The organism is Staphylococcus sp. AtDRG32 (genome assembly GCF_004365845.1).
GTDB classification, from domain to species: domain Bacteria; phylum Bacillota; class Bacilli; order Staphylococcales; family Staphylococcaceae; genus Staphylococcus; species Staphylococcus hominis.
The window spans coordinates 126,507-146,006 of sequence record NZ_SODE01000003.1 but is presented as its reverse complement, the minus strand read 5'-3'; the positions used below and the strand labels follow the sequence as shown (position 1 = coordinate 146,006).

Genomic DNA, 19,500 nt, shown 5'->3' with positions numbered 1-19,500 from the left:
AATATAGTAATGATATATAAAGAAATGGAGTGATTATTTTGGTTCAAGAAGTAACAGTTGAAGGCGAGATTACGTTAGGTCAATTTCTTAAAACAGAAGGGATCATTGAATCAGGTGGACAAGCAAAATGGTTCTTACAAGATTACGACGTTTTATTAAATGGCGAACGTGAAACACGTCGTGGAAAAAAGTTAGCTGACCAAGATCGTATCGACTTCCCTGATATTCCAGATATCGATTCATTTATTATTATTCATCAAGGTGAGCAATGAAACTTAAAACACTCCAATTAGAAAACTATCGCAATTATGAAGCGGTTACGTTAAATTTTCATCCTGAAGTGAATATTCTTATTGGAGAAAATGCACAGGGAAAGACAAATTTACTTGAATCAATTTACGTCCTTGCTTTAGCTAAAAGTCACCGAACCTCCAATGACAAGGAACTTATACGGTTTAACTCTGAGTATGCTAAAATAGAGGGTGAGCTAAGTTATAGACATGGAACCATGCCATTAACGATGTATATAACTAAAAAAGGTAAACAAGTTAAAGTGAACCACTTGGAACAAAGTCGACTCACACAGTATGTTGGACATCTAAATGTGGTTCTTTTTGCACCTGAAGACTTAAATATTGTTAAAGGTTCTCCTCAAATTAGAAGACGATTTATAGATATGGAATTAGGGCAAATTTCGGCAGTATATCTCAACGATTTAGCTCAATATCAACGTATTCTCAAACAAAAAAATAATTATCTTAAGCAGTTACAACTTGGTCAAAAAACAGATAAAACGATGCTAGAAGTTTTAAATCAACAATTTGCACAATACGCACTTAATGTCACTTTAAGACGTGAGCAATTTATTGAAGAATTAGAAGCTTTAGCGCAACCTATCCACGCTGGTATTACGAACCAACGTGAAACATTATCTCTAACATATTTACCAAGTATTAAACTTAGCGATACAAGTAAAAATAATAGTGAATTATTAGATGAAGTTATCACGTTATTGAATGAATATCAACAACGTGAAATGGATAGAGCAGTATGTTTATATGGTCCACATAGAGATGACTTAGGATTTAATGTGAATGACATGGATGCCCAAACATATGGATCTCAAGGTCAACAAAGAACAACCGCTTTATCAATTAAACTAGCAGAAATAGAATTAATGAACATTGAAGTCGGAGAATATCCGATTTTATTATTAGATGATGTCTTAAGTGAACTTGATGATTCTCGTCAGACGCATTTACTCAGTACAATTCAACATAAAGTACAAACATTCGTAACAACTACATCGGTAGACGGTATTGATCATGAAATCATGAATAATGCGAAACTTTACCGAATTAATCAAGGTGAAATTATTAAGTAATAGAAAGTGATGGTGAATACATTGTCAGATGTAAACAACACAGATAATTATGGTGCTGGACAAATACAAGTATTAGAAGGACTTGAAGCGGTACGTAAACGTCCTGGTATGTATATTGGTTCAACTTCAGAAAGAGGTTTGCATCATTTGGTATGGGAAATCGTTGATAACAGTATTGACGAAGCGCTAGCTGGATATGCGAATCAAATTGAAGTAGTGATTGAGAATGACAACTGGATTAAAGTGACTGACAATGGTCGTGGTATTCCTGTAGATATTCAAGAAAAAATGGGACGTCCCGCAGTAGAAGTTATTCTTACTGTGCTTCATGCTGGAGGTAAATTCGGTGGTGGCGGATACAAAGTATCTGGCGGACTACATGGTGTAGGTTCATCTGTAGTAAATGCGTTATCACAAGATTTAGAAGTGTATGTACACCGTAATGAAACAATTTATCATCAAGCATACAAAAAAGGCGTGCCTCAATTTGATCTTAAAGAAGTAGGTAGTACGGACAAAACAGGTACAGTGATTCGCTTTAAAGCAGATAGTGAAATCTTTTCAGAAACAACAGTTTATAATTATGAAACACTTCAAAAACGTATTAGAGAATTAGCATTCTTAAATAAAGGTATTTCAATTACACTAAGAGACGAACGTGAAGATAAAGAACAACGTGAAGACACGTATCATTATGAAGGTGGTATTAAATCTTACGTTGAATTACTGAACGAAAATAAAGAACCTATTCATGACGAACCTATTTATATTCATCAGTCAAAAGATGATATCGAAGTAGAAATTGCAATACAATACAATAGCGGTTATGCTACAAACTTATTATCCTATGCGAATAATATCCACACATATGAAGGTGGTACACATGAAGATGGCTTTAAACGTGCACTTACACGTGTTTTAAACAGTTATGGAACTCAAAGTAAGATTATTAAAGATGATAAAGAACGTCTTTCAGGTGAAGATACACGTGAAGGTTTAACAGCAGTCGTCTCTGTAAAACATGGTAATCCACAATTCGAAGGTCAAACGAAGACGAAATTAGGTAACTCTGAAGTACGTCAAATCGTTGATCGATTATTTTCAGAACACTTTGAACGCTTTTTATATGAGAATCCAAATGTTGCAAGAATCATTGTTGAAAAAGGAATTATGGCGTCAAGAGCACGTGTAGCAGCTAAAAAAGCGCGTGAAGTGACACGACGTAAATCAGCATTAGAAATTTCAAGTTTACCGGGTAAACTGGCAGACTGTTCAAGTAAAAATCCTGACGAAAGTGAAATCTTCTTAGTTGAGGGTGACTCTGCCGGGGGGTCTACAAAAGAAGGTCGTGACTCAAAAACACAAGCTATTTTACCGTTGAGAGGTAAAATATTAAATGTGGAAAAAGCACGTTTAGATCGTATTTTAAATAACAATGAAATCCGTCAAATGATTACAGCATTTGGTACAGGCATAGGTGGCGAGTTTGATATTTCTAAAGCTCGTTATCATAAGATTGTTATCATGACAGATGCTGATGTAGATGGTGCGCATATTCGTACATTATTACTTACATTCTTCTACAGATTTATGCGTCCATTAATTGAGGCTGGGTATGTATACATCGCTCAACCACCATTGTATAAGCTAACACAAGGTAAACAAAAATATTACGTCTTTAACGATCGTGAATTGGATAAATTAAAAGCTGAACTAAATCCTACTCCAAAATGGCAAATTTCTCGTTACAAAGGTTTAGGTGAAATGAATGCCGATCAATTGTGGGAAACAACAATGAACCCTGAAAATCGTATGATGTTACAAGTAAAACTTGAAGATGCAGTAGAAGCGGATCAAACATTTGAAATGTTAATGGGTGACGTTGTTGAAAATCGTAGACAATTTATCGAAGATAATGCAGTTTATGCTAATTTAGATTTCTAATTTAACTTAATGTGAACTGACTATAAAAGGAGGATATCTTGATGGCTGATTCTCTACCACAATCAAGAATTAATGAAAGAAATATAACCAATGAAATGCGCGAATCATTTTTAGACTATGCGATGAGCGTTATCGTTTCACGTGCATTACCAGATGTACGTGATGGTTTAAAACCTGTACATCGTCGTATTTTATATGGTCTAAATGAACAAGGAATGACTCCAGACAAACCTTATAAAAAATCAGCACGTATTGTTGGGGACGTTATGGGGAAATATCATCCACACGGCGACTCTTCAATTTACGACGCTATGGTAAGAATGGCACAAACCTTTAGCTATCGTTATCCTCTTGTTGATGGTCAAGGTAACTTTGGTTCAATGGATGGTGACGGTGCTGCGGCAATGCGTTATACCGAAGCAAAAATGACCAAAATCACATTAGAACTGTTACGTGATATCAATAAAGATACTATTGATTTCTTAGATAACTATGATGGTACAGAAAGAGAGCCCGAAGTCTTACCTTCTCGTTTCCCTAACCTTTTAGTGAATGGCGCTTCAGGTATTGCAGTTGGTATGGCTACAAATATTCCGCCACATAATTTAACAGAAGTCATTGACGGAGTCTTACGTTTAAGTCAAAATCCTGATGTCACAATCTCAGAATTGATGGAAGACATTCAAGGTCCTGATTTTCCAACTTCTGGCTTAATTTTAGGTAAAAGTGGCATTAGACGTGCCTATGAAACTGGTCGTGGATCGATTCAAATGCGAGCACGTGCATCAATAGAAGAACGTGGCGGTGGCCGTCAGCGTATTGTTGTGACTGAAATTCCATATCAAGTGAATAAAGCAAGAATGATTGAGAAAATTGCAGAATTAGCGCGTGAGAAAAGAATTGAAGGTATCACAGATCTTCGTGACGAAACAAGTTTACGTACAGGGGTAAGAGTGGTTATTGATGTACGTAAAGATGCCAATGCAAATGTTATTTTAAATAATTTATATAAACATACGCCATTACAAACGTCATTTGGTGTAAATATGATTGCCCTTGTGAATGGTCGACCTAAATTAATTAACTTAAAAGAAGCGCTTGTTGAATATTTAGAACATCAAAAAACAGTTGTACGTCGTCGTACAGAATACAATTTGAAAAAAGCGAAAGATCGTGCACATATCTTAGAAGGTTTAAGAATTGCGCTGGATCATATTGATGAAATTATTTCTATTATTCGTGAGTCTGACACAGATAAAGTGGCGATGGAAACATTGCAAGAACGTTTTAAATTGTCTGAACGTCAAGCTCAAGCCATTTTAGATATGCGTTTACGTCGTTTAACTGGGTTAGAGCGCGATAAAATTGAAAATGAGTATAATGAATTATTAAGTTATATTGCAGAATTAGAAGAGATCTTAGCAAATGAAGATGTATTACTTCAACTGGTTCGTGATGAACTTACAGAAATTAAAGAACGTTTCGGTGATGAACGTCGTACTGAAATTCAATTGGGTGGTTTAGATCACTTAGAAGATGAAGACTTAATCCCTGAAGAACAAATCGTCATCACTTTAAGTCATAACAACTATATTAAACGTTTACCTGTATCTACATATCGTTCACAAAACAGAGGTGGACGAGGTGTACAAGGGATGAATACCTTAGAAGAAGACTTTGTCAGTCAACTTGTAACATTAAGTACACATGATAATGTTTTATTCTTTACGAATAAAGGCCGTGTTTATAAGTTGAAAGGATACGAAGTACCTGAATTATCTCGTCAATCTAAAGGTATTCCAGTCATTAATGCGATTGAGCTTGAAAATGATGAAGTGATTAGTACGATGATTGCCGTAAGAGATTTAGAAGATGAGAACAGTTTCTTAGTCTTTGCTACTAAAAAAGGTATTGTTAAACGTTCTGCATTAAGTAACTTCTCTCATATTAATAAGAATGGTAAAATTGCGATTGGCTTTAAAGAAGATGATGAATTGATCGCAGTTCGTCTTACTGATGGTAAACAAGATATTTTACTTGGTACAGCACATGCCTCATTAATTCGATTCCCTGAAAATAGTTTACGCCCACTAGGTCGTACCGCTTCAGGTGTGAGAGGTATTTCTCTAAGAGAAAATGACGTAGTCGTAGGTTTAGACGTAGCCTATGCTGAAAGTGAAGATGAAGTTCTAGTTGTTACTGAAAAAGGTTATGGTAAACGAACACCTGTAAGTGAATATCGTTTATCTAATCGTGGCGGTAAAGGTATAAAAACAGCTAAAATTACAGAACGTAATGGTAATGTTGTATGTATTACAACGGTAAGCGGTCAAGAAGATTTAATGATTGTGACGGATGGTGGCATTATTATTCGTCTACAAGTTGAAGATATTTCTCAAAATGGCCGTGCTACACAAGGCGTGCGATTAATGAAATTAGGCGATAATCAAGCCGTATCAACCGTTGCGAAAGTTATTGATAAAACTGAAGATGAAGCTGCAACGGAAGCAGCTCAACAAACAGAATATGCAAGTGCCCAAACTACAGAAAGTGCAAATGAACAAGTGATAGATGATACGACACCTGGTAACGCTTTGCATACTGAATCTGATGAAGATGATGAACGCACTGAAGTAAGACAAGATTTCATGGATCGTGTAAATGAAGATATTGAGAATGATTCAGATCAGAATTAAATATAAAAATAAGACTTCCCTATACGTGGGAAGTCTTATTTTTATATTTATCTTTCTAATTCTTTCATTACATAAGGAATTTGATTAATTAATTTTGAAGGGGGCACGACGTACATTTTTTCAGAAAGTTTTTCACCAATATAACTGTGAATATAAGTTGCGCTCGTAACGGCATCTTGTAAGTTATTAAATTGACCTACAAAACTTGTAATCATACCAGCTAATGTATCACCCATACCACCTGTAGCCATTGCAGGTGTGCCAATTGGTAATTTGTATTCTTTATCTTTAAAGAAGATTTCTGTACCGTGTTTTTTTAGTACTACAGTAGCGCCTAATTTATCCACAGCTTCTCTATTTCTTTCATACGTTTGTTCTTCAATAGGAATACCACTTAGACGTTCCCATTCTTTTTGATGTGGTGTAAAGATAACACGACATGTAGGAATATCAGGTTTAAGTTTACAAAATATTGTAATTGCATCCCCATCTACAATTAAGTTTTGGTGAGGTTGAATATTTTGTAGTAAGAAAGTAATGGCATTATTTCCTTTGAAATCAACGCCAAGACCTGGTCCAATTAAAATACTATCTGTATTCTCAATCATTTTTGTTAACATTTTAGTATCATTAATATCTATTACCATTGCTTCAGGACAACGTGAATGAATGGCTGCATGATTAGTAGGATGTGTGGCTACAGTAATTAAACCACTTCCACTAAAAAGACATGCACGGGCAGCTAACATGATTGCTCCGCCTAAATTTGCACTACCACCAATTAAAAGAATTTTTCCATAATCACCTTTATGCGTTTCGTCATTACGTTTAGGAATTGTCACATTAGTTAATGTTTCCATATGATGAATCCTCCCTATTTAGATTCGAAAGTCATAACTTCTATATATTAAATCAATGAAATGATGAGTTATTAAGACAAGCGAAAATATCATGTGCGTTTTAAGTACAATAGAAAATATTATACCTGCTTAAGCGTTTCGTCAACACTATTTTAAATAAATTTATAAATGCTAAAATTGATAGATATTAACGTATATAGTTTGTTATATTTGGAAAAGGTAACTGCTTGAAAATTATATATGACTTTGCTATATTAAAATTAAGTTAATAAAGTATTGTTCGTAGGCTAAGTAACATAAGGGTATTAATTTCAGAGAGCTTGTGGTGAGTGTAAACAAGTAATTAATTTTTATGCGAATCTACCTACTTATATTGAACAATCGGTTTTAACCGTTATCGATAGTGGAGTGCAATTTAGTTTATTTAATTAAATTGTTAAATAGGGTGGCAACGCGTAGACCACGTCCCTTGTATGGGGATGTGGTCTTTTTTTATTTTAAATCGCTATGGTCACTCAATATAAATTTTTTGGAAGGATGAATATTATATGTTAGACATCAAGCAATTCAGAGACGAAACGGACAAAGTTAAGAGCAAAATTGAATTACGAGGAGATGATTCAAAGGTTGTTGATGAAGTATTAGAATTAGATAATCAACGTCGTGATTTAATTGGTAAAACAGAAGAAATGAAAGCACGTCGTAACAAAGTAAGTGATCAAATCGCTGAAAAAAAACGTAACAAAGAAGATGCTGATGACGTCATTAAAGAAATGCGTGAATTAGGCGATGAAATTAAAGAAAATGATGCAAAATTAAATGAAGTAGATAATAAAATTCGTGATATCTTAATTCGTATTCCAAACTTAATTGCAGATGATGTACCACAAGGTGCTGACGACACTGAAAATGTTGAATTAAAAAAATGGGGCACGCCTCGTGAATTTGATTTTGAACCAAAAGCACACTGGGATTTAGTAGAAGAATTAAAAATGGCTGATTTCGAACGTGCTGCAAAAGTATCAGGTGCGCGCTTCGTTTATTTAACTAAAGACGGTGCTTTATTAGAACGTGCATTAATGAACTATATGTTAACAAAACATACAACACAACATGGTTATACAGAAATGATGACACCTCAATTGGTAAATGCAGATACAATGTTTGGTACAGGCCAATTACCTAAATTTGAAGAAGATTTATTCAAAGTTGAAAAAGAAGGCTTATATACAATTCCAACTGCAGAAGTGCCATTAACAAACTTCTATAGAAATGAAATTATCCAACCGGATGTGTTACCAGAAAAATTCACTGGTCAAACTGCATGTTTCCGTAGTGAAGCGGGATCAGCTGGTAGAGATACAAGAGGTTTAATTCGTTTACATCAATTCGATAAAGTTGAAATGGTGCGTTTTGAAAAACCTGAAGATTCTTGGGATGCATTAGAAGATATGACTCAAAATGCCGAAGCAATTTTAGAAGAATTAAAATTACCATATCGTCGCGTGAACTTATGTACTGGAGATATTGGTTTCAGCGCAAGTAAAACATATGACTTAGAAGTATGGTTACCAAGTTACAATGACTACAAAGAAATTAGCTCTTGCTCAAACTGTACTGATTTCCAAGCTCGTCGTGCTAACATTCGTTTCAAACGTGATGCTTCTTCTAAACCAGAATTAGTACACACATTAAATGGTAGTGGCCTTGCAGTAGGTCGTACATTTGCAGCTATCGTAGAAAACTACCAAAACGAAGATGGTTCAATTACAATTCCAGAAGCACTTGTACCATTTATGGGCGGCAAAACAGAAATTCGTCCAGTCAACTAATCATTAAATAGAATTCAACTCATAAAGCGATAGAGTGACGTAGTCCTCTATCGCTTTATTTATTTTTATATTAAATAAGACTGCCCTGATAAAGGTATCTTTAAAAAATATCAAAAATTTCTGATATTTTAAAAGTGTTGAAGTTTCAATATTTTAAAACATCCTTCTCTCTAACCTCACTCAAACAGACGTCTAAAGATATTGAAGCGCCTCTTAGATTATATTAGACTGAATTTAATTATACTATATAGTCAATTTGAAAATACATATATAAAGGAGGAGCTAACATGACGTCACATGTAACATTTCAACAAGGGGTCCAAGAATGTATTCCAACACTACTAGGATACATCGGTATAGGACTATCATTTGGCATCGTGGCAGCTTCTCAAGATTTTAGTGTTCTAGAAATTCTTCTGTTATGTTTACTGGTTTATGCAGGCGCAGCACAATTTATTATTTGTGCTTTAGTCATTACTGGTACACCTATATCAGCAATCGTGTTAACAACGTTAATTGTGAATTCCCGCTTCTTTTTATTGTCTATGACATTATCACCTAATTATAAAGATTACGGTATATGGAATCGTGTAGCTTTGTCTTCTATTCTTACTGACGAGACATTTGGCGTTGCTATAACACCACACTTAAAAGGGGAAACAATTAATGACCGATGGTTACATGGATTAAATATTACTGCTTATTCATTTTGGGCAATAGCTTGTGTGTTAGGAGCAGTCTTCGGGAAATACATCTCTCATCCTGAAATGTTAGGGTTAGACTTTGCGATTACAGCCATGTTTATTTTCTTGGCTATGGCTCAATTTGAAACGATTACACGTTCCAAAGTAAATATATATATCGTATTAATTGCGTTCGTTATTGTAATGATGTTCATTTTAAGTTGGTTGATGCCTTCTTATGTAGCCATTCTCGTTACATCAATTTGTGCTGCAACACTTGGGGTGGTGATGGATCGATGACGATAACTGGACACATGCTTTTACTCATCGTTTTGTGTGGATTAGTGACATTAATTGTACGTGTCGTACCATTTTTAATGATTTCACGTATTCAACTGTCAGAAACAGTCATCAAATGGCTGTCGTTTATTCCGATTTCATTATTCACTGCGTTAGTTATTGATAGTTTTATTGTTCAACATAAAGGCATGCAGGGCTTTGAATTAAATATTCCATTCATTGTAGCAACCATTCCTACAGTTATTATCGCAGTTGTGACGCGTAGTCTAACCATCACTATTATTGTAGGTATTGTATTCATTGCAGGTATACGATGGCTCTTTTAATCCATTTATTTACTGCGCATTGAAGTTAACCAGACAATTGTATTAAAATAAATTTAAATTAAACCATTCAATCAATATATAGATACTCTTATTTTGAGAAGTAGAGGGAATTGGCCCTATGAAGCTTCAGCAACCGACAAATCATTTGTACGGTGCTACAACCAACGAGATACTCGAATGATAAGTACTAAAGTATTATCGCTTCATACTTTTAAAATTAAGAGTGGAAGCGATTTTTTTATTCTAAGGAGGCATAGCATGACAAATTATACAGTAGATACATTACATTTAGGTGCTTTTACAACAGAATCAGGTGAAACGATTGAGAATCTAAAATTACGTTATGAGCACGTAGGTTATTCGGGACAACCGCTTGTTGTGGTTTGTCATGCTCTCACTGGGAATCATTTAACTTATGGTACAGATGAACATCCTGGATGGTGGCGCGAAATCATTGATGGTGGTTATATGCCGATATATGATTATCAGTTTCTTACTTTTAATGTTATTGGAAGTCCTTTTGGTTCAAGTTCCCCTTTAAATGATGCTCATTTTCCTAAAACCATAACATTAAGAGATATCGTTAAGGCAATTGAATTGGGAATCAAGGCCCTTGGATTTACTAAAATTGATATTTTAATTGGTGGCAGTTTAGGTGGCATGCAAGTAATGGAATTATTATATAATCATCGATTCGAAGTAGATAAAGCAGTCATCTTAGCAGCTACGGATAAAACCTCTTCATACAGTCGTGCCTTCAATGAAATTGCACGTGAAGCGATTCATATTGGAGGTAAAGAAGGACTTAGTATTGCAAGACAACTTGGATTCTTAACATATCGTTCTTCAAAAAGTTATGACGCACGTTTCACACCAGATGAAGTAGTCAATTATCAACGTCATCAAGGTAATAAGTTTAAAGAATCCTACGATTTATCGTGTTATTTAACGATGTTGAATGTCTTAGATAGTCATCATCTTGATCGTCAGCGCGATGATGTGGATGAGGTCTTCCAATCTTTAAATACAAAAGTACTAACGATGGGCTTTACAGATGATTTATTATATCCAGATGATCAAGTCAGAGCAGTAGGAGAACGTTTTAAATATCATCGTCACTTTTTTGTTCCAGACAACGTAGGCCATGATGGTTTTTTACTTAATTTTAATGACTGGGCGCCTAACTTGTATCATTTTTTAAAAGTTTCGAAATTCAAACGAAAATAATAGATAAGAGAACAGTTAACACATTTGTTTAATTTGAATATAGAAGGTAAAATAGACCTTATAGTCAAAAAAGTATAGGAGTGGCGAATGTGTTTTCAAAAGTACATCCTAAAGCAATGATTATAGGAACTATCGTGCTTGTAGCAGTTGCTTTAGTTACGTATGTATTGCCAATAATTGGTCTGATTCTATGTTTATTCGCTACCATTCCAGGGATTATCATGTGGCATAAATCAATTGCTACATTTGGAATTGGAGCTTTACTCACTGTAGTCATCACGACCTTATTAGGGAATACCTTTGTATTAAGTGCCATGATTCTAGTTTTATTACTAAGTTTTGTAATTGGCCAATTATTAAAAGAACGTACATCTAAAGAACGCATTTTATATATTACAACAATGTATATAAGTATTGTGACGTTAATTGCATTTATGTTATTACAAGCGTTCAAAAAGATTCCAAATACCGAAGTATTGATTAAACCAGCAAAAGACGCAATGAACAATGCGATTGTAAATTCAGGCGTTGAATCAGATTATAAGATCATCTTAGAAGAAGGATTTCGTCAAATGGCTGTTCAACTTCCAAGTTACATCATTATTATTGTTTTTCTTTTAGTTTTAATTAATATCATCATTACATTTCCAATTTTGCGCAAATTCAAAGTAGCAACACCTATGTTTAGACCTTTATTTGCTTGGCAGATGAATCGCACATTATTATGGATTTACATGATTGTGCTAGTATGTGTGATGTTTGCGATGAAACCAAGTATATTCCAAAGTATCGTATTGAATTTCGAAGTTGTGTTATCATTATTAATGTATATCCAAGGATTGAGTTTGATTCATTTCTTTGGAAAGGCCAAACGATTACCTGATGCGGTATCCATATTATTAATGGTCGTGGGGACAGTTATTTCACCCTTTACGCATATCGTATCATTACTTGGCGTACTTGATTTAGGAATTAACTTAAAACGAATGATTAAAAAATGACTTTAAAAAGTGAATAGAGGTGGAAGAATGAACCGTCAATCCACTAAAAAAGCATTGCTTATTCCTTACATTTTGATGGTGCTTACGGCAATTGCAATTGTTATTGTAGGGTTTATATTTAAACCTTTAATGGCAACGTTTACGGCGATTGCTTTAATGATTATGATTGTCATTAGTGCTGTATTGATTAAACAAGCATTATCAAAAATGGATCATTATGTGGATAATCTGAGTGGTCATATTTCAGCAGGAAGTAATAAAGCAATTAAACGCATGCCAATTGGTTTAGTTGTGATTGATGCTGACGATCACATCGAATGGATCAACCAATATATGTCTGAACATCTAGAAACGAATGTCATCTCAGAACCAGTCAATGAAGTTTTTCCGAATATTCTTAAGCAACTTGAAAGAGTACAAGAAATAGAAATCGAACATGGTCAGTACCATTATCATGTACGTTATTCTGCAGAAGAGCATTGTTTATATTTCTTCGATATTACAGAAGAGGTACATACAAATGAATTATATGAAGAATCAAAGCCTATTATTGCAACGTTGTTTTTAGATAACTACGATGAAATTACACAAAATATGAATGACACACAACGTTCTGAAATCAACTCAATGGTGACACGTATTATTAGTCGATGGGCAACTGAATATAACATTTATTTTAAACGTTATAGTTCAGATCAATTCGTAGCTTATTTAAACCAAAAAATCTTAGCAGAAATAGAAGATTCTAATTTTGATATTCTAAGTCAGTTACGTGAAAAAAGTGTAGGCTATCGTGCACAATTGACATTAAGTATTGGTGTTGGTGAAGGTACCGAAGATTTAATTGAACTTGGTGAATTATCTCAATCAGGACTTGATTTAGCCTTAGGTCGTGGAGGAGACCAAGTTGCAATTAAAAACATGAATGGTAATGTCCGTTTTTACGGAGGTAAGACTGACCCGATGGAAAAACGAACACGTGTTAGAGCACGTGTTATCTCTCACGCATTGAAAGATATCTTAACTGAAGGCGACAAAGTGATTATTATGGGACATAAACGTCCCGACTTAGATGCGGTTGGCGCAGCTATTGGAGTATCTCGATTTGCGTCAATGAATAATTTAGAAGCATATGTGGTACTTAATGAAGAAGATATCGATCCAACATTAAGTCGTGTGATGGAAGAAATTGATAAAAAACCTGAATTGAAAGAACGATTTGTGACATCTGATGAGGCTTGGGATATGATGACGTCAAAAACAACGGTTGTTGTGGTAGACACACATAAACCTGAAATGGTATTAGATGAAAATATTCTAAATAAAGCGAATCGTAAAGTAGTCATTGATCATCATAGACGTGGAGAAAGCTTTATTTCAAATCCATTACTCGTTTATATGGAACCTTATGCAAGTTCAACTGCAGAACTTGTCACAGAGTTATTAGAATATCAGCCAACAGAACAACGGTTATCACGTTTAGAATCTACAATTATGTATGCAGGTATTATTGTTGATACACGTAATTTTACATTACGAACAGGGTCAAGAACGTTTGATGCGGCAAGTTATTTACGTGCGCATGGTGCGGATACAATTTTAACGCAACAATTCCTTAAAGATGATGTTGATACGTATATTAATCGTTCTGAATTGATACGCACAGTGGAAGTTCAAGATAATGGTGTCGCAATTGCTCACGGTTCTAATGATAAAATCTATCATCCTGTAACAGTTGCACAAGCTGCGGATGAATTGTTAAGTTTAGAAGGCATTGAAGCTTCTTACGTTGTAGCGAAACGTGAAGATAATCTTATTGGTATTTCAGCACGTTCATTAGGCGGTATTAATGTTCAATTAACAATGGAAGCTTTAGGTGGCGGAGGTCACTTAACAAATGCTGCAACGCAAATAAAAGGTGTCACTATAGAAGAAGCAATCGAGCAATTACAACAAGCAATTACTGAACAAATGAGTAGGAGTGAAGATACATGAAAGTAATATTTACACAAGATGTTAAAGGTAAAGGTAAAAAAGGTGAAGTTAAAGACGTGCCAGTAGGTTACGCAAATAACTTTTTATTAAAAAATAAATATGCTGTTGAAGCAACACCAGGTAATTTAAAACAATTAGAACAACAAAATAGACGTGCTGAAGCGGATAGACAACAAGAAATCGATGATGCTAAAGCATTAAAAGCAAAATTAGAAGATATCGAAGTTGAAGTAAGTGCTAAAACTGGTGAAGGCGGTAAATTGTTTGGTTCTATTAGTACAAAACAAATTGCTGACGCATTAAAAAATCAACACGATATTAAAATTGATAAACGTAAAATGGATTTACCACACGGTATTCACGCGTTAGGTTATACTAATGTACCTGTTAAATTAGACAAAGAAGTTGAAGGTACAATTCGTGTACACACTGTAGAAAAATAAAAAATTTGGGACACACATAGGTAGTCCACTCTTTTAAAAACAATTCATAGAAATAGATATAATGTTGCACTAGCATGTCGAAAATTTTAAGATGGATGGGTGTAATGATTGATGGATAATATGTATGATCAAAGACAAATGCCCCATAACAATGAAGCTGAACAGTCTGTCTTAGGTGCAATTATTTTAGATCCAGAATTAATAGGTTCGACTCAGGAGGTATTACTTCCTGAGTCGTTTTATAGAGGTGCACACCAACATATCTTCAGAGCAATGATGAATTTAAACGAAGATGCTCATGAGATTGATGTAGTTACGTTAATGGAACAATTAACGAAAGAAGGTACGTTAAGTGAGGCTGGTGGCCCTCAATATTTAGCTGAATTATCGAATAATGTACCGACGACACGTAATATTGAATACTATAGAAATATAGTTGCTAATCTTGCGCTTAAACGTCGATTAATTCAAACAGCTGATAGCATTGCGAATGATGGGTATAATAATGAGCTTGAATTAGATGCTATTTTAAGTGATGCTGAAAAACGTATTCTTGAACTCTCAGCAAACCGTCAAAGTGATGGATTTAAAGATATTAGAGATGTCTTAGGTCAAGTATATGAGACTGCAGAAGAACTTGACCAAAATAGTGGGCAAACGCCGGGTATTCCTACTGGATACCGCGATTTAGACCAGATGACTGCGGGCTTTAATAGAAATGATTTAATTATTTTAGCAGCCCGTCCTTCTGTAGGTAAGACTGCCTTCGCACTTAATATCGCTCAAAAAGTAGCCACTCATGAAGATAACTATACAGTAGGTATTTTCTCACTTGAAATGGGTGCCGATCAACTTGCGACACGTATGATTTGTAGTTCAGGAAATGTAGATTCTAACCGTTTAAGAACAGGGACAATGACAGAAGAAGACTGGAATCGATTTACGATTGCAGTTGGTAAATTATCGAGAACAAAGATTTTTATTGATGATACACCAGGAATTCGTATTACAGATTTACGATCAAAGTGTCGTCGTCTTAAACAAGAACATGGCCTTGATATGATTGTGATTGACTATTTACAACTTATTCAAGGGAGTGGCTCACGTTTTTCAGATAATAGACAACAAGAAGTTTCTGAAATCTCACGTACGTTAAAAGCCATCGCGCGTGAATTAGAATGTCCCGTTATTGCACTGAGTCAGTTATCTCGTGGCGTAGAACAACGTCAAGATAAACGACCAATGATGAGTGATATTCGTGAATCAGGATCAATTGAGCAAGACGCAGATATTGTTGCGTTCTTGTATCGTGATGATTACTATAATCGAGGCGATGGTGAAGAAGATGACGATAGTACGCAGTTCGAACCTCAATCCAATGACGATAATGGTGAGATTGAAATTATTATTGCTAAACAACGTAATGGCCCTACAGGCACAGTGAAGTTACACTTTATGAAACAATATAATAAATTTACAGACATTGATTATGCACATGCAGACATGTCATAAAAATATTTTTTTACCGTACATTATTATTATTTTTAATATAAATGTACGGTTTTTATTTTATTTTTGAAAAATAAAGTTAAGTGAAGTATGTGTATTAAATATTTGTAAAACTGTCTTGAAATACTGGTAAATTAACAATGTTAAAGGTTTTTTAATAAAATATACATATTGATTTGACTGATGTGAATACTATTTTTAATGTTCGATTTTTATTTGCATTATATAAAACGTATTGATAGAATACTTAGTGGTTAATTGAGAAAACTTTGGAGGTGCTCACATGTCATCAATCGTAGTAGTTGGGACACAATGGGGAGACGAAGGTAAAGGTAAAATTACAGATTTCTTAGCAGAACAAGCAGATGTGATTGCGCGTTTTTCAGGTGGTAATAACGCAGGCCATACCATTCAATTTGGTGGAGAAACATACAAATTACATTTAGTACCATCAGGTATTTTTTATAAAGATAAATTAGCAGTGATTGGTAATGGTGTGGTTGTAGATCCTGTTGCATTATTAAAAGAATTAGACGCTTTAAATGAACGTGGTATTTCTACAGATAATCTACGTATTTCAAACCGTGCGCAAGTCATCTTACCATATCACTTAGCACAAGATGAATATGAAGAACGTCGTCGCGGTGATAATAAAATCGGTACAACGAAAAAAGGTATCGGACCAGCTTACGTAGATAAAGCACAACGTATTGGTATTCGTATGGCTGATCTATTAGAAAAAGATACATTTGAAAGACGTTTAAAAGAAAATATTGAGATTAAGAATGCATATTTCAAAGGAATGTTTAATGAAACATGCCCACACTTTGATGAAATATTCGATGAATACTATGCCGCTGGTCAACGTTTAAAAGAATTCGTTACAGATACAGCTAAAATTTTAGATGACGCTTTCGTAGCTGATGAAAAAGTTTTATTTGAAGGTGCACAAGGAGTTATGTTAGATATCGACCATGGTACATATCCTTTCGTAACGTCAAGTAATCCTGTCGCAGGTAACGTGACAGTAGGAACTGGCGTGGGTCCAACCTTCGTATCTAAAGTGATTGGGGTATGTAAATCCTATACCTCTCGTGTAGGTGATGGCCCATTCCCTACTGAATTATTCGACGAAGATGGTCATCATATTAGAGAAGTAGGTCGTGAATATGGAACGACAACAGGACGTCCTCGTCGTGTAGGTTGGTTTGACTCAGTTGTATTACGTCACTCTCGCCGTGTAAGTGGTATTACAGACTTATCTATTAACTCAATTGACGTGTTAACAGGTTTAGATACAGTTAAAATCTGTACAGCTTATGAGTTAGATGGTGAAACAATCACAGAATATCCAGCAAACTTAGACCAATTACGTCGTTGTAAACCAATTTTCGAAGAGTTACCTGGTTGGACGGAAGACATTACAGGTTGTCGTACATTAGAAGAATTACCTGAAAACGCACGTAAATACTTAGAACGTATTTCTGAATTATGTGGCGTTCATATTTCAATCTTCTCTGTAGGCCCTGACCGTGAGCAAACAAACTTATTAGAAAAATTATGGTAAGAAAAGCGTATAAACATAGAGCAATAACGTGCTAAGAGCGAAAATCGGCTTTTGATTTTAAGATGAGCATACGATTGACGAGCGGGTTGCTTTTCGAAGCCCATTAATAATAAAGCATTTAATGGTATACATTTAACGTTGTTAAAGTCACTCACTTTAGCAACGTTTTTTATATACATCAAATAAGGTAATGATAACCATATCATTTAAATTTGAATTAATAATGTAAAAGTAAAGAAAAAAAGTATATTCTCACGTAATCTACCTTCAAAACAACTCTTTTTTTCTAAAAATTAAGGAATTATAAAAAAATATTAAAATTATGTAAAAAAGTTCTTGTCTTTAAAATAAAAGCTATGCTATAATCTATCTTGTGCTTAAGAACGGCTCCTTGGTCAAGCGGTTAAGACACCGCCCTTTCACGGCGGTAACACGGGTTCGAGTCCCGTAGGAGTCACCATTTTAGGTCTCGTAGTGTAGCGGTTAACACGCCTGCCTGTCACGCAGGAGATCGCGGGTTCGATTCCCGTCGAGACCGTATTGCTTATCCAAAAGGGTAGGCATTTTTTTTATACTTTTTTAATATTGCTTCTTTATTTTTATAAATATATAGACGTTATCATGAGTAAAGCGATGTGTGTATTACAAATAGATGACGTCGCAATATATTTTTAATATTTCTCTCTTTTTTTATACATCTTTTATATATCACTCTTAATTTTCAACGACTATCCGCTATCATCATTTTGTAACATTGTACCGTTTCAGTCTTCCTACGACTTTTGTCCAATATTCAAGGCGCTCAACTTATTTGTAATATAAAACGAGCGTGGTAAACTTTAAATTAATGTTATTCTATAATTTTAAATATGAAAATAGAATTAAGTGAATATTAATGTTAAATTATATAGTAGATAAACGTGCGTTAAGACGTAAGATAGCGCCATATAATACAGTTAATGTTTTACTCAAAATATAATAAACATTAAGGTTTGAACTACAATTTGAGAAATGAGGTTTATAGATATGGCTAGAAAAGTTGTTGTAGTTGATGATGAAAAGCCAATTGCGGATATTTTAGAATTTAATTTAAAAAAAGAAGGCTATGAAGTGCATTGCGCTTATGATGGTAATGATGCCGTCGATTTAATTTATGAAGAAGAGCCAGACATCGTATTGTTAGACATTATGTTACCTGGTCGCGATGGTATGGAAGTATGTCGTGAAGTACGTAAAAAATATGACATGCCAATTATTATGTTAACAGCGAAAGACTCAGAAATTGATAAAGTATTGGGCCTTGAATTAGGCGCTGATGATTATGTGACGAAACCATTTAGCACACGTGAATTAATTGCACGTGTGAAAGCAAATTTAAGACGTCACTATGCTCAACCTGCGCAAGAATCAGAAGGTACAACGAATGAAATTGCGATTAAAGATATCGTAATTTATCCTGAGGCTTACTCAATTAAAAAACGTGGTGAGGATATTGAATTAACACATCGTGAATTTGAATTATTCCACTATCTGTCAAAACATATGGGTCAAGTTATGACACGTGAACACTTACTACAAACGGTTTGGGGCTACGATTATTTTGGAGACGTGCGTACAGTGGATGTAACCATTCGTCGTTTAAGAGAAAAAATTGAAGACGATCCATCTCATCCAGAATATATAGTGACACGTCGAGGCGTTGGATACTTCCTCCAACAACATGATTAGGGGTT

At 34.7% G+C, this 19,500-nt stretch carries 15 protein-coding genes, 2 tRNA genes, 1 riboswitch and 1 other annotated feature; of the genes, 16 read left to right on the top strand and 1 reads right to left on the bottom strand.

Annotated features, from left to right (window positions below; genetic code table 11):
- Nucleotides 1–29: 29 nt before the first annotated feature.
- The 4 genes from yaaA to gyrA are packed head-to-tail and all read left to right on the top strand — an operon-like array spanning nt 30 to nt 6,024.
- The gene (yaaA, locus tag BDW25_RS06475) at nt 30–272 is read left to right on the top strand and encodes a S4 domain-containing protein YaaA (protein ID WP_172457903.1); all 243 of its coding nucleotides are present in this window, start codon (nt 30–32) and stop codon (nt 270–272) included.
- A complete protein-coding gene (gene recF, locus BDW25_RS06470) occupies nt 269–1,384 on the top strand; it encodes a DNA replication/repair protein RecF (RefSeq protein ID WP_133945190.1) in 1,116 nt (371 codons plus the stop codon). Before yaaA ends, recF begins: the two co-directional genes overlap by 4 nt.
- A gap of 9 nt (nt 1,385–1,393) precedes the next feature.
- Nucleotides 1,394–3,328: a DNA topoisomerase (ATP-hydrolyzing) subunit B gene (gyrB, locus tag BDW25_RS06465; protein ID WP_039983987.1), complete on the top strand. Its 1,935-nt coding sequence runs from the start codon at nt 1,394–1,396 to the stop codon at nt 3,326–3,328.
- A gap of 41 nt (nt 3,329–3,369) precedes the next feature.
- Complete coding sequence (gyrA, locus tag BDW25_RS06460; RefSeq protein ID WP_133945188.1) at nt 3,370–6,024, top strand: DNA gyrase subunit A; 2,655 nt, start codon at nt 3,370–3,372, stop codon at nt 6,022–6,024.
- Between the two features lie 47 nt (nt 6,025–6,071).
- Here the strand turns inward: gyrA and BDW25_RS06455 are convergent, their stop codons facing one another.
- The gene (locus BDW25_RS06455) at nt 6,072–6,884 is read right to left on the bottom strand and encodes an NAD(P)H-hydrate dehydratase (RefSeq protein ID WP_065581036.1); all 813 of its coding nucleotides are present in this window, start codon (nt 6,882–6,884) and stop codon (nt 6,072–6,074) included.
- Nucleotides 6,885–7,153: 269 nt separating this feature from the next.
- Nucleotides 7,154–7,357, top strand: a binding site (T-box leader).
- A gap of 75 nt (nt 7,358–7,432) precedes the next feature.
- On the opposite strand from BDW25_RS06455, the gene serS reads away from it, so the two are divergent.
- From serS to yycF, 12 genes are all read left to right on the top strand, one after another.
- Nucleotides 7,433–8,716, top strand: a complete 1,284-nt coding sequence (gene serS, locus BDW25_RS06450; protein ID WP_002449409.1) for a serine--tRNA ligase — start codon at nt 7,433–7,435, stop codon at nt 8,714–8,716.
- A 287-nt stretch (nt 8,717–9,003) separates the two neighbouring features.
- Nucleotides 9,004–9,699: an AzlC family ABC transporter permease gene (locus tag BDW25_RS06445; protein WP_133945186.1), complete on the top strand. Its 696-nt coding sequence runs from the start codon at nt 9,004–9,006 to the stop codon at nt 9,697–9,699.
- The gene (locus tag BDW25_RS06440) at nt 9,696–10,025 is read left to right on the top strand and encodes an AzlD domain-containing protein (protein ID WP_133945184.1); all 330 of its coding nucleotides are present in this window, start codon (nt 9,696–9,698) and stop codon (nt 10,023–10,025) included. The genes BDW25_RS06445 and BDW25_RS06440 overlap by 4 nt, the downstream gene beginning before the upstream one ends.
- A gap of 85 nt (nt 10,026–10,110) precedes the next feature.
- Nucleotides 10,111–10,212, top strand: a riboswitch (SAM riboswitch).
- A 71-nt stretch (nt 10,213–10,283) separates the two neighbouring features.
- Nucleotides 10,284–11,252 (top strand): homoserine O-acetyltransferase MetX, encoded by a 969-nt coding sequence (gene metX, locus BDW25_RS06435; RefSeq protein WP_103288258.1) that lies wholly within the window; start codon nt 10,284–10,286, stop codon nt 11,250–11,252.
- Between the two features lie 89 nt (nt 11,253–11,341).
- Nucleotides 11,342–12,253 (top strand): YybS family protein, encoded by a 912-nt coding sequence (locus BDW25_RS06430; protein WP_065581035.1) that lies wholly within the window; start codon nt 11,342–11,344, stop codon nt 12,251–12,253.
- A 27-nt stretch (nt 12,254–12,280) separates the two neighbouring features.
- Entirely contained in the window at nt 12,281–14,248 is a 1,968-nt protein-coding gene (locus BDW25_RS06425; protein WP_133945182.1) for a DHH family phosphoesterase, read from the top strand.
- The gene (rplI, locus tag BDW25_RS06420) at nt 14,245–14,691 is read left to right on the top strand and encodes a 50S ribosomal protein L9 (RefSeq protein WP_002488452.1); all 447 of its coding nucleotides are present in this window, start codon (nt 14,245–14,247) and stop codon (nt 14,689–14,691) included. Before BDW25_RS06425 ends, rplI begins: the two co-directional genes overlap by 4 nt.
- Before the next feature lie 111 nt (nt 14,692–14,802).
- Nucleotides 14,803–16,203 carry a replicative DNA helicase gene (gene dnaB / locus BDW25_RS06415; RefSeq protein WP_002449507.1) on the top strand — a complete coding sequence of 467 codons (1,401 nt, stop codon included), beginning with the start codon at nt 14,803–14,805 and terminating at the stop codon, nt 16,201–16,203.
- A 280-nt stretch (nt 16,204–16,483) separates the two neighbouring features.
- A complete protein-coding gene (locus tag BDW25_RS06410; RefSeq protein WP_049335768.1) occupies nt 16,484–17,767 on the top strand; it encodes an adenylosuccinate synthase in 1,284 nt (427 codons plus the stop codon).
- A gap of 385 nt (nt 17,768–18,152) precedes the next feature.
- Nucleotides 18,153–18,227 (top strand) — tRNA-Glu (locus tag BDW25_RS06405).
- Nucleotides 18,228–18,232: 5 nt separating this feature from the next.
- Nucleotides 18,233–18,305, top strand: a tRNA-Asp gene (locus BDW25_RS06400).
- A 488-nt stretch (nt 18,306–18,793) separates the two neighbouring features.
- Nucleotides 18,794–19,495 carry a response regulator YycF gene (yycF, locus tag BDW25_RS06395; protein WP_002449444.1) on the top strand — a complete coding sequence of 234 codons (702 nt, stop codon included), beginning with the start codon at nt 18,794–18,796 and terminating at the stop codon, nt 19,493–19,495.
- The last annotated feature ends 5 nt before the right edge of the window (nt 19,496–19,500 follow it).

Coding starts and splice junctions, on each gene's coding strand:
- recF (WP_133945190.1), top strand. CDS start 269: ATGAAACTTAAAACACTCCAATTAGAAAACTATCGCAATTATGAAGCG.
- gyrB (WP_039983987.1), top strand. CDS start 1,394: ATGGTGAATACATTGTCAGATGTAAACAACACAGATAATTATGGTGCT.
- gyrA (WP_133945188.1), top strand. CDS start 3,370: ATGGCTGATTCTCTACCACAATCAAGAATTAATGAAAGAAATATAACC.
- BDW25_RS06455 (WP_065581036.1), bottom strand. CDS start 6,884: ATGGAAACATTAACTAATGTGACAATTCCTAAACGTAATGACGAAACG.
- serS (WP_002449409.1), top strand. CDS start 7,433: ATGTTAGACATCAAGCAATTCAGAGACGAAACGGACAAAGTTAAGAGC.
- BDW25_RS06445 (WP_133945186.1), top strand. CDS start 9,004: ATGACGTCACATGTAACATTTCAACAAGGGGTCCAAGAATGTATTCCA.
- BDW25_RS06440 (WP_133945184.1), top strand. CDS start 9,696: ATGACGATAACTGGACACATGCTTTTACTCATCGTTTTGTGTGGATTA.
- metX (WP_103288258.1), top strand. CDS start 10,284: ATGACAAATTATACAGTAGATACATTACATTTAGGTGCTTTTACAACA.
- BDW25_RS06425 (WP_133945182.1), top strand. CDS start 12,281: ATGAACCGTCAATCCACTAAAAAAGCATTGCTTATTCCTTACATTTTG.
- rplI (WP_002488452.1), top strand. CDS start 14,245: ATGAAAGTAATATTTACACAAGATGTTAAAGGTAAAGGTAAAAAAGGT.
- dnaB (WP_002449507.1), top strand. CDS start 14,803: ATGGATAATATGTATGATCAAAGACAAATGCCCCATAACAATGAAGCT.
- BDW25_RS06410 (WP_049335768.1), top strand. CDS start 16,484: ATGTCATCAATCGTAGTAGTTGGGACACAATGGGGAGACGAAGGTAAA.
- yycF (WP_002449444.1), top strand. CDS start 18,794: ATGGCTAGAAAAGTTGTTGTAGTTGATGATGAAAAGCCAATTGCGGAT.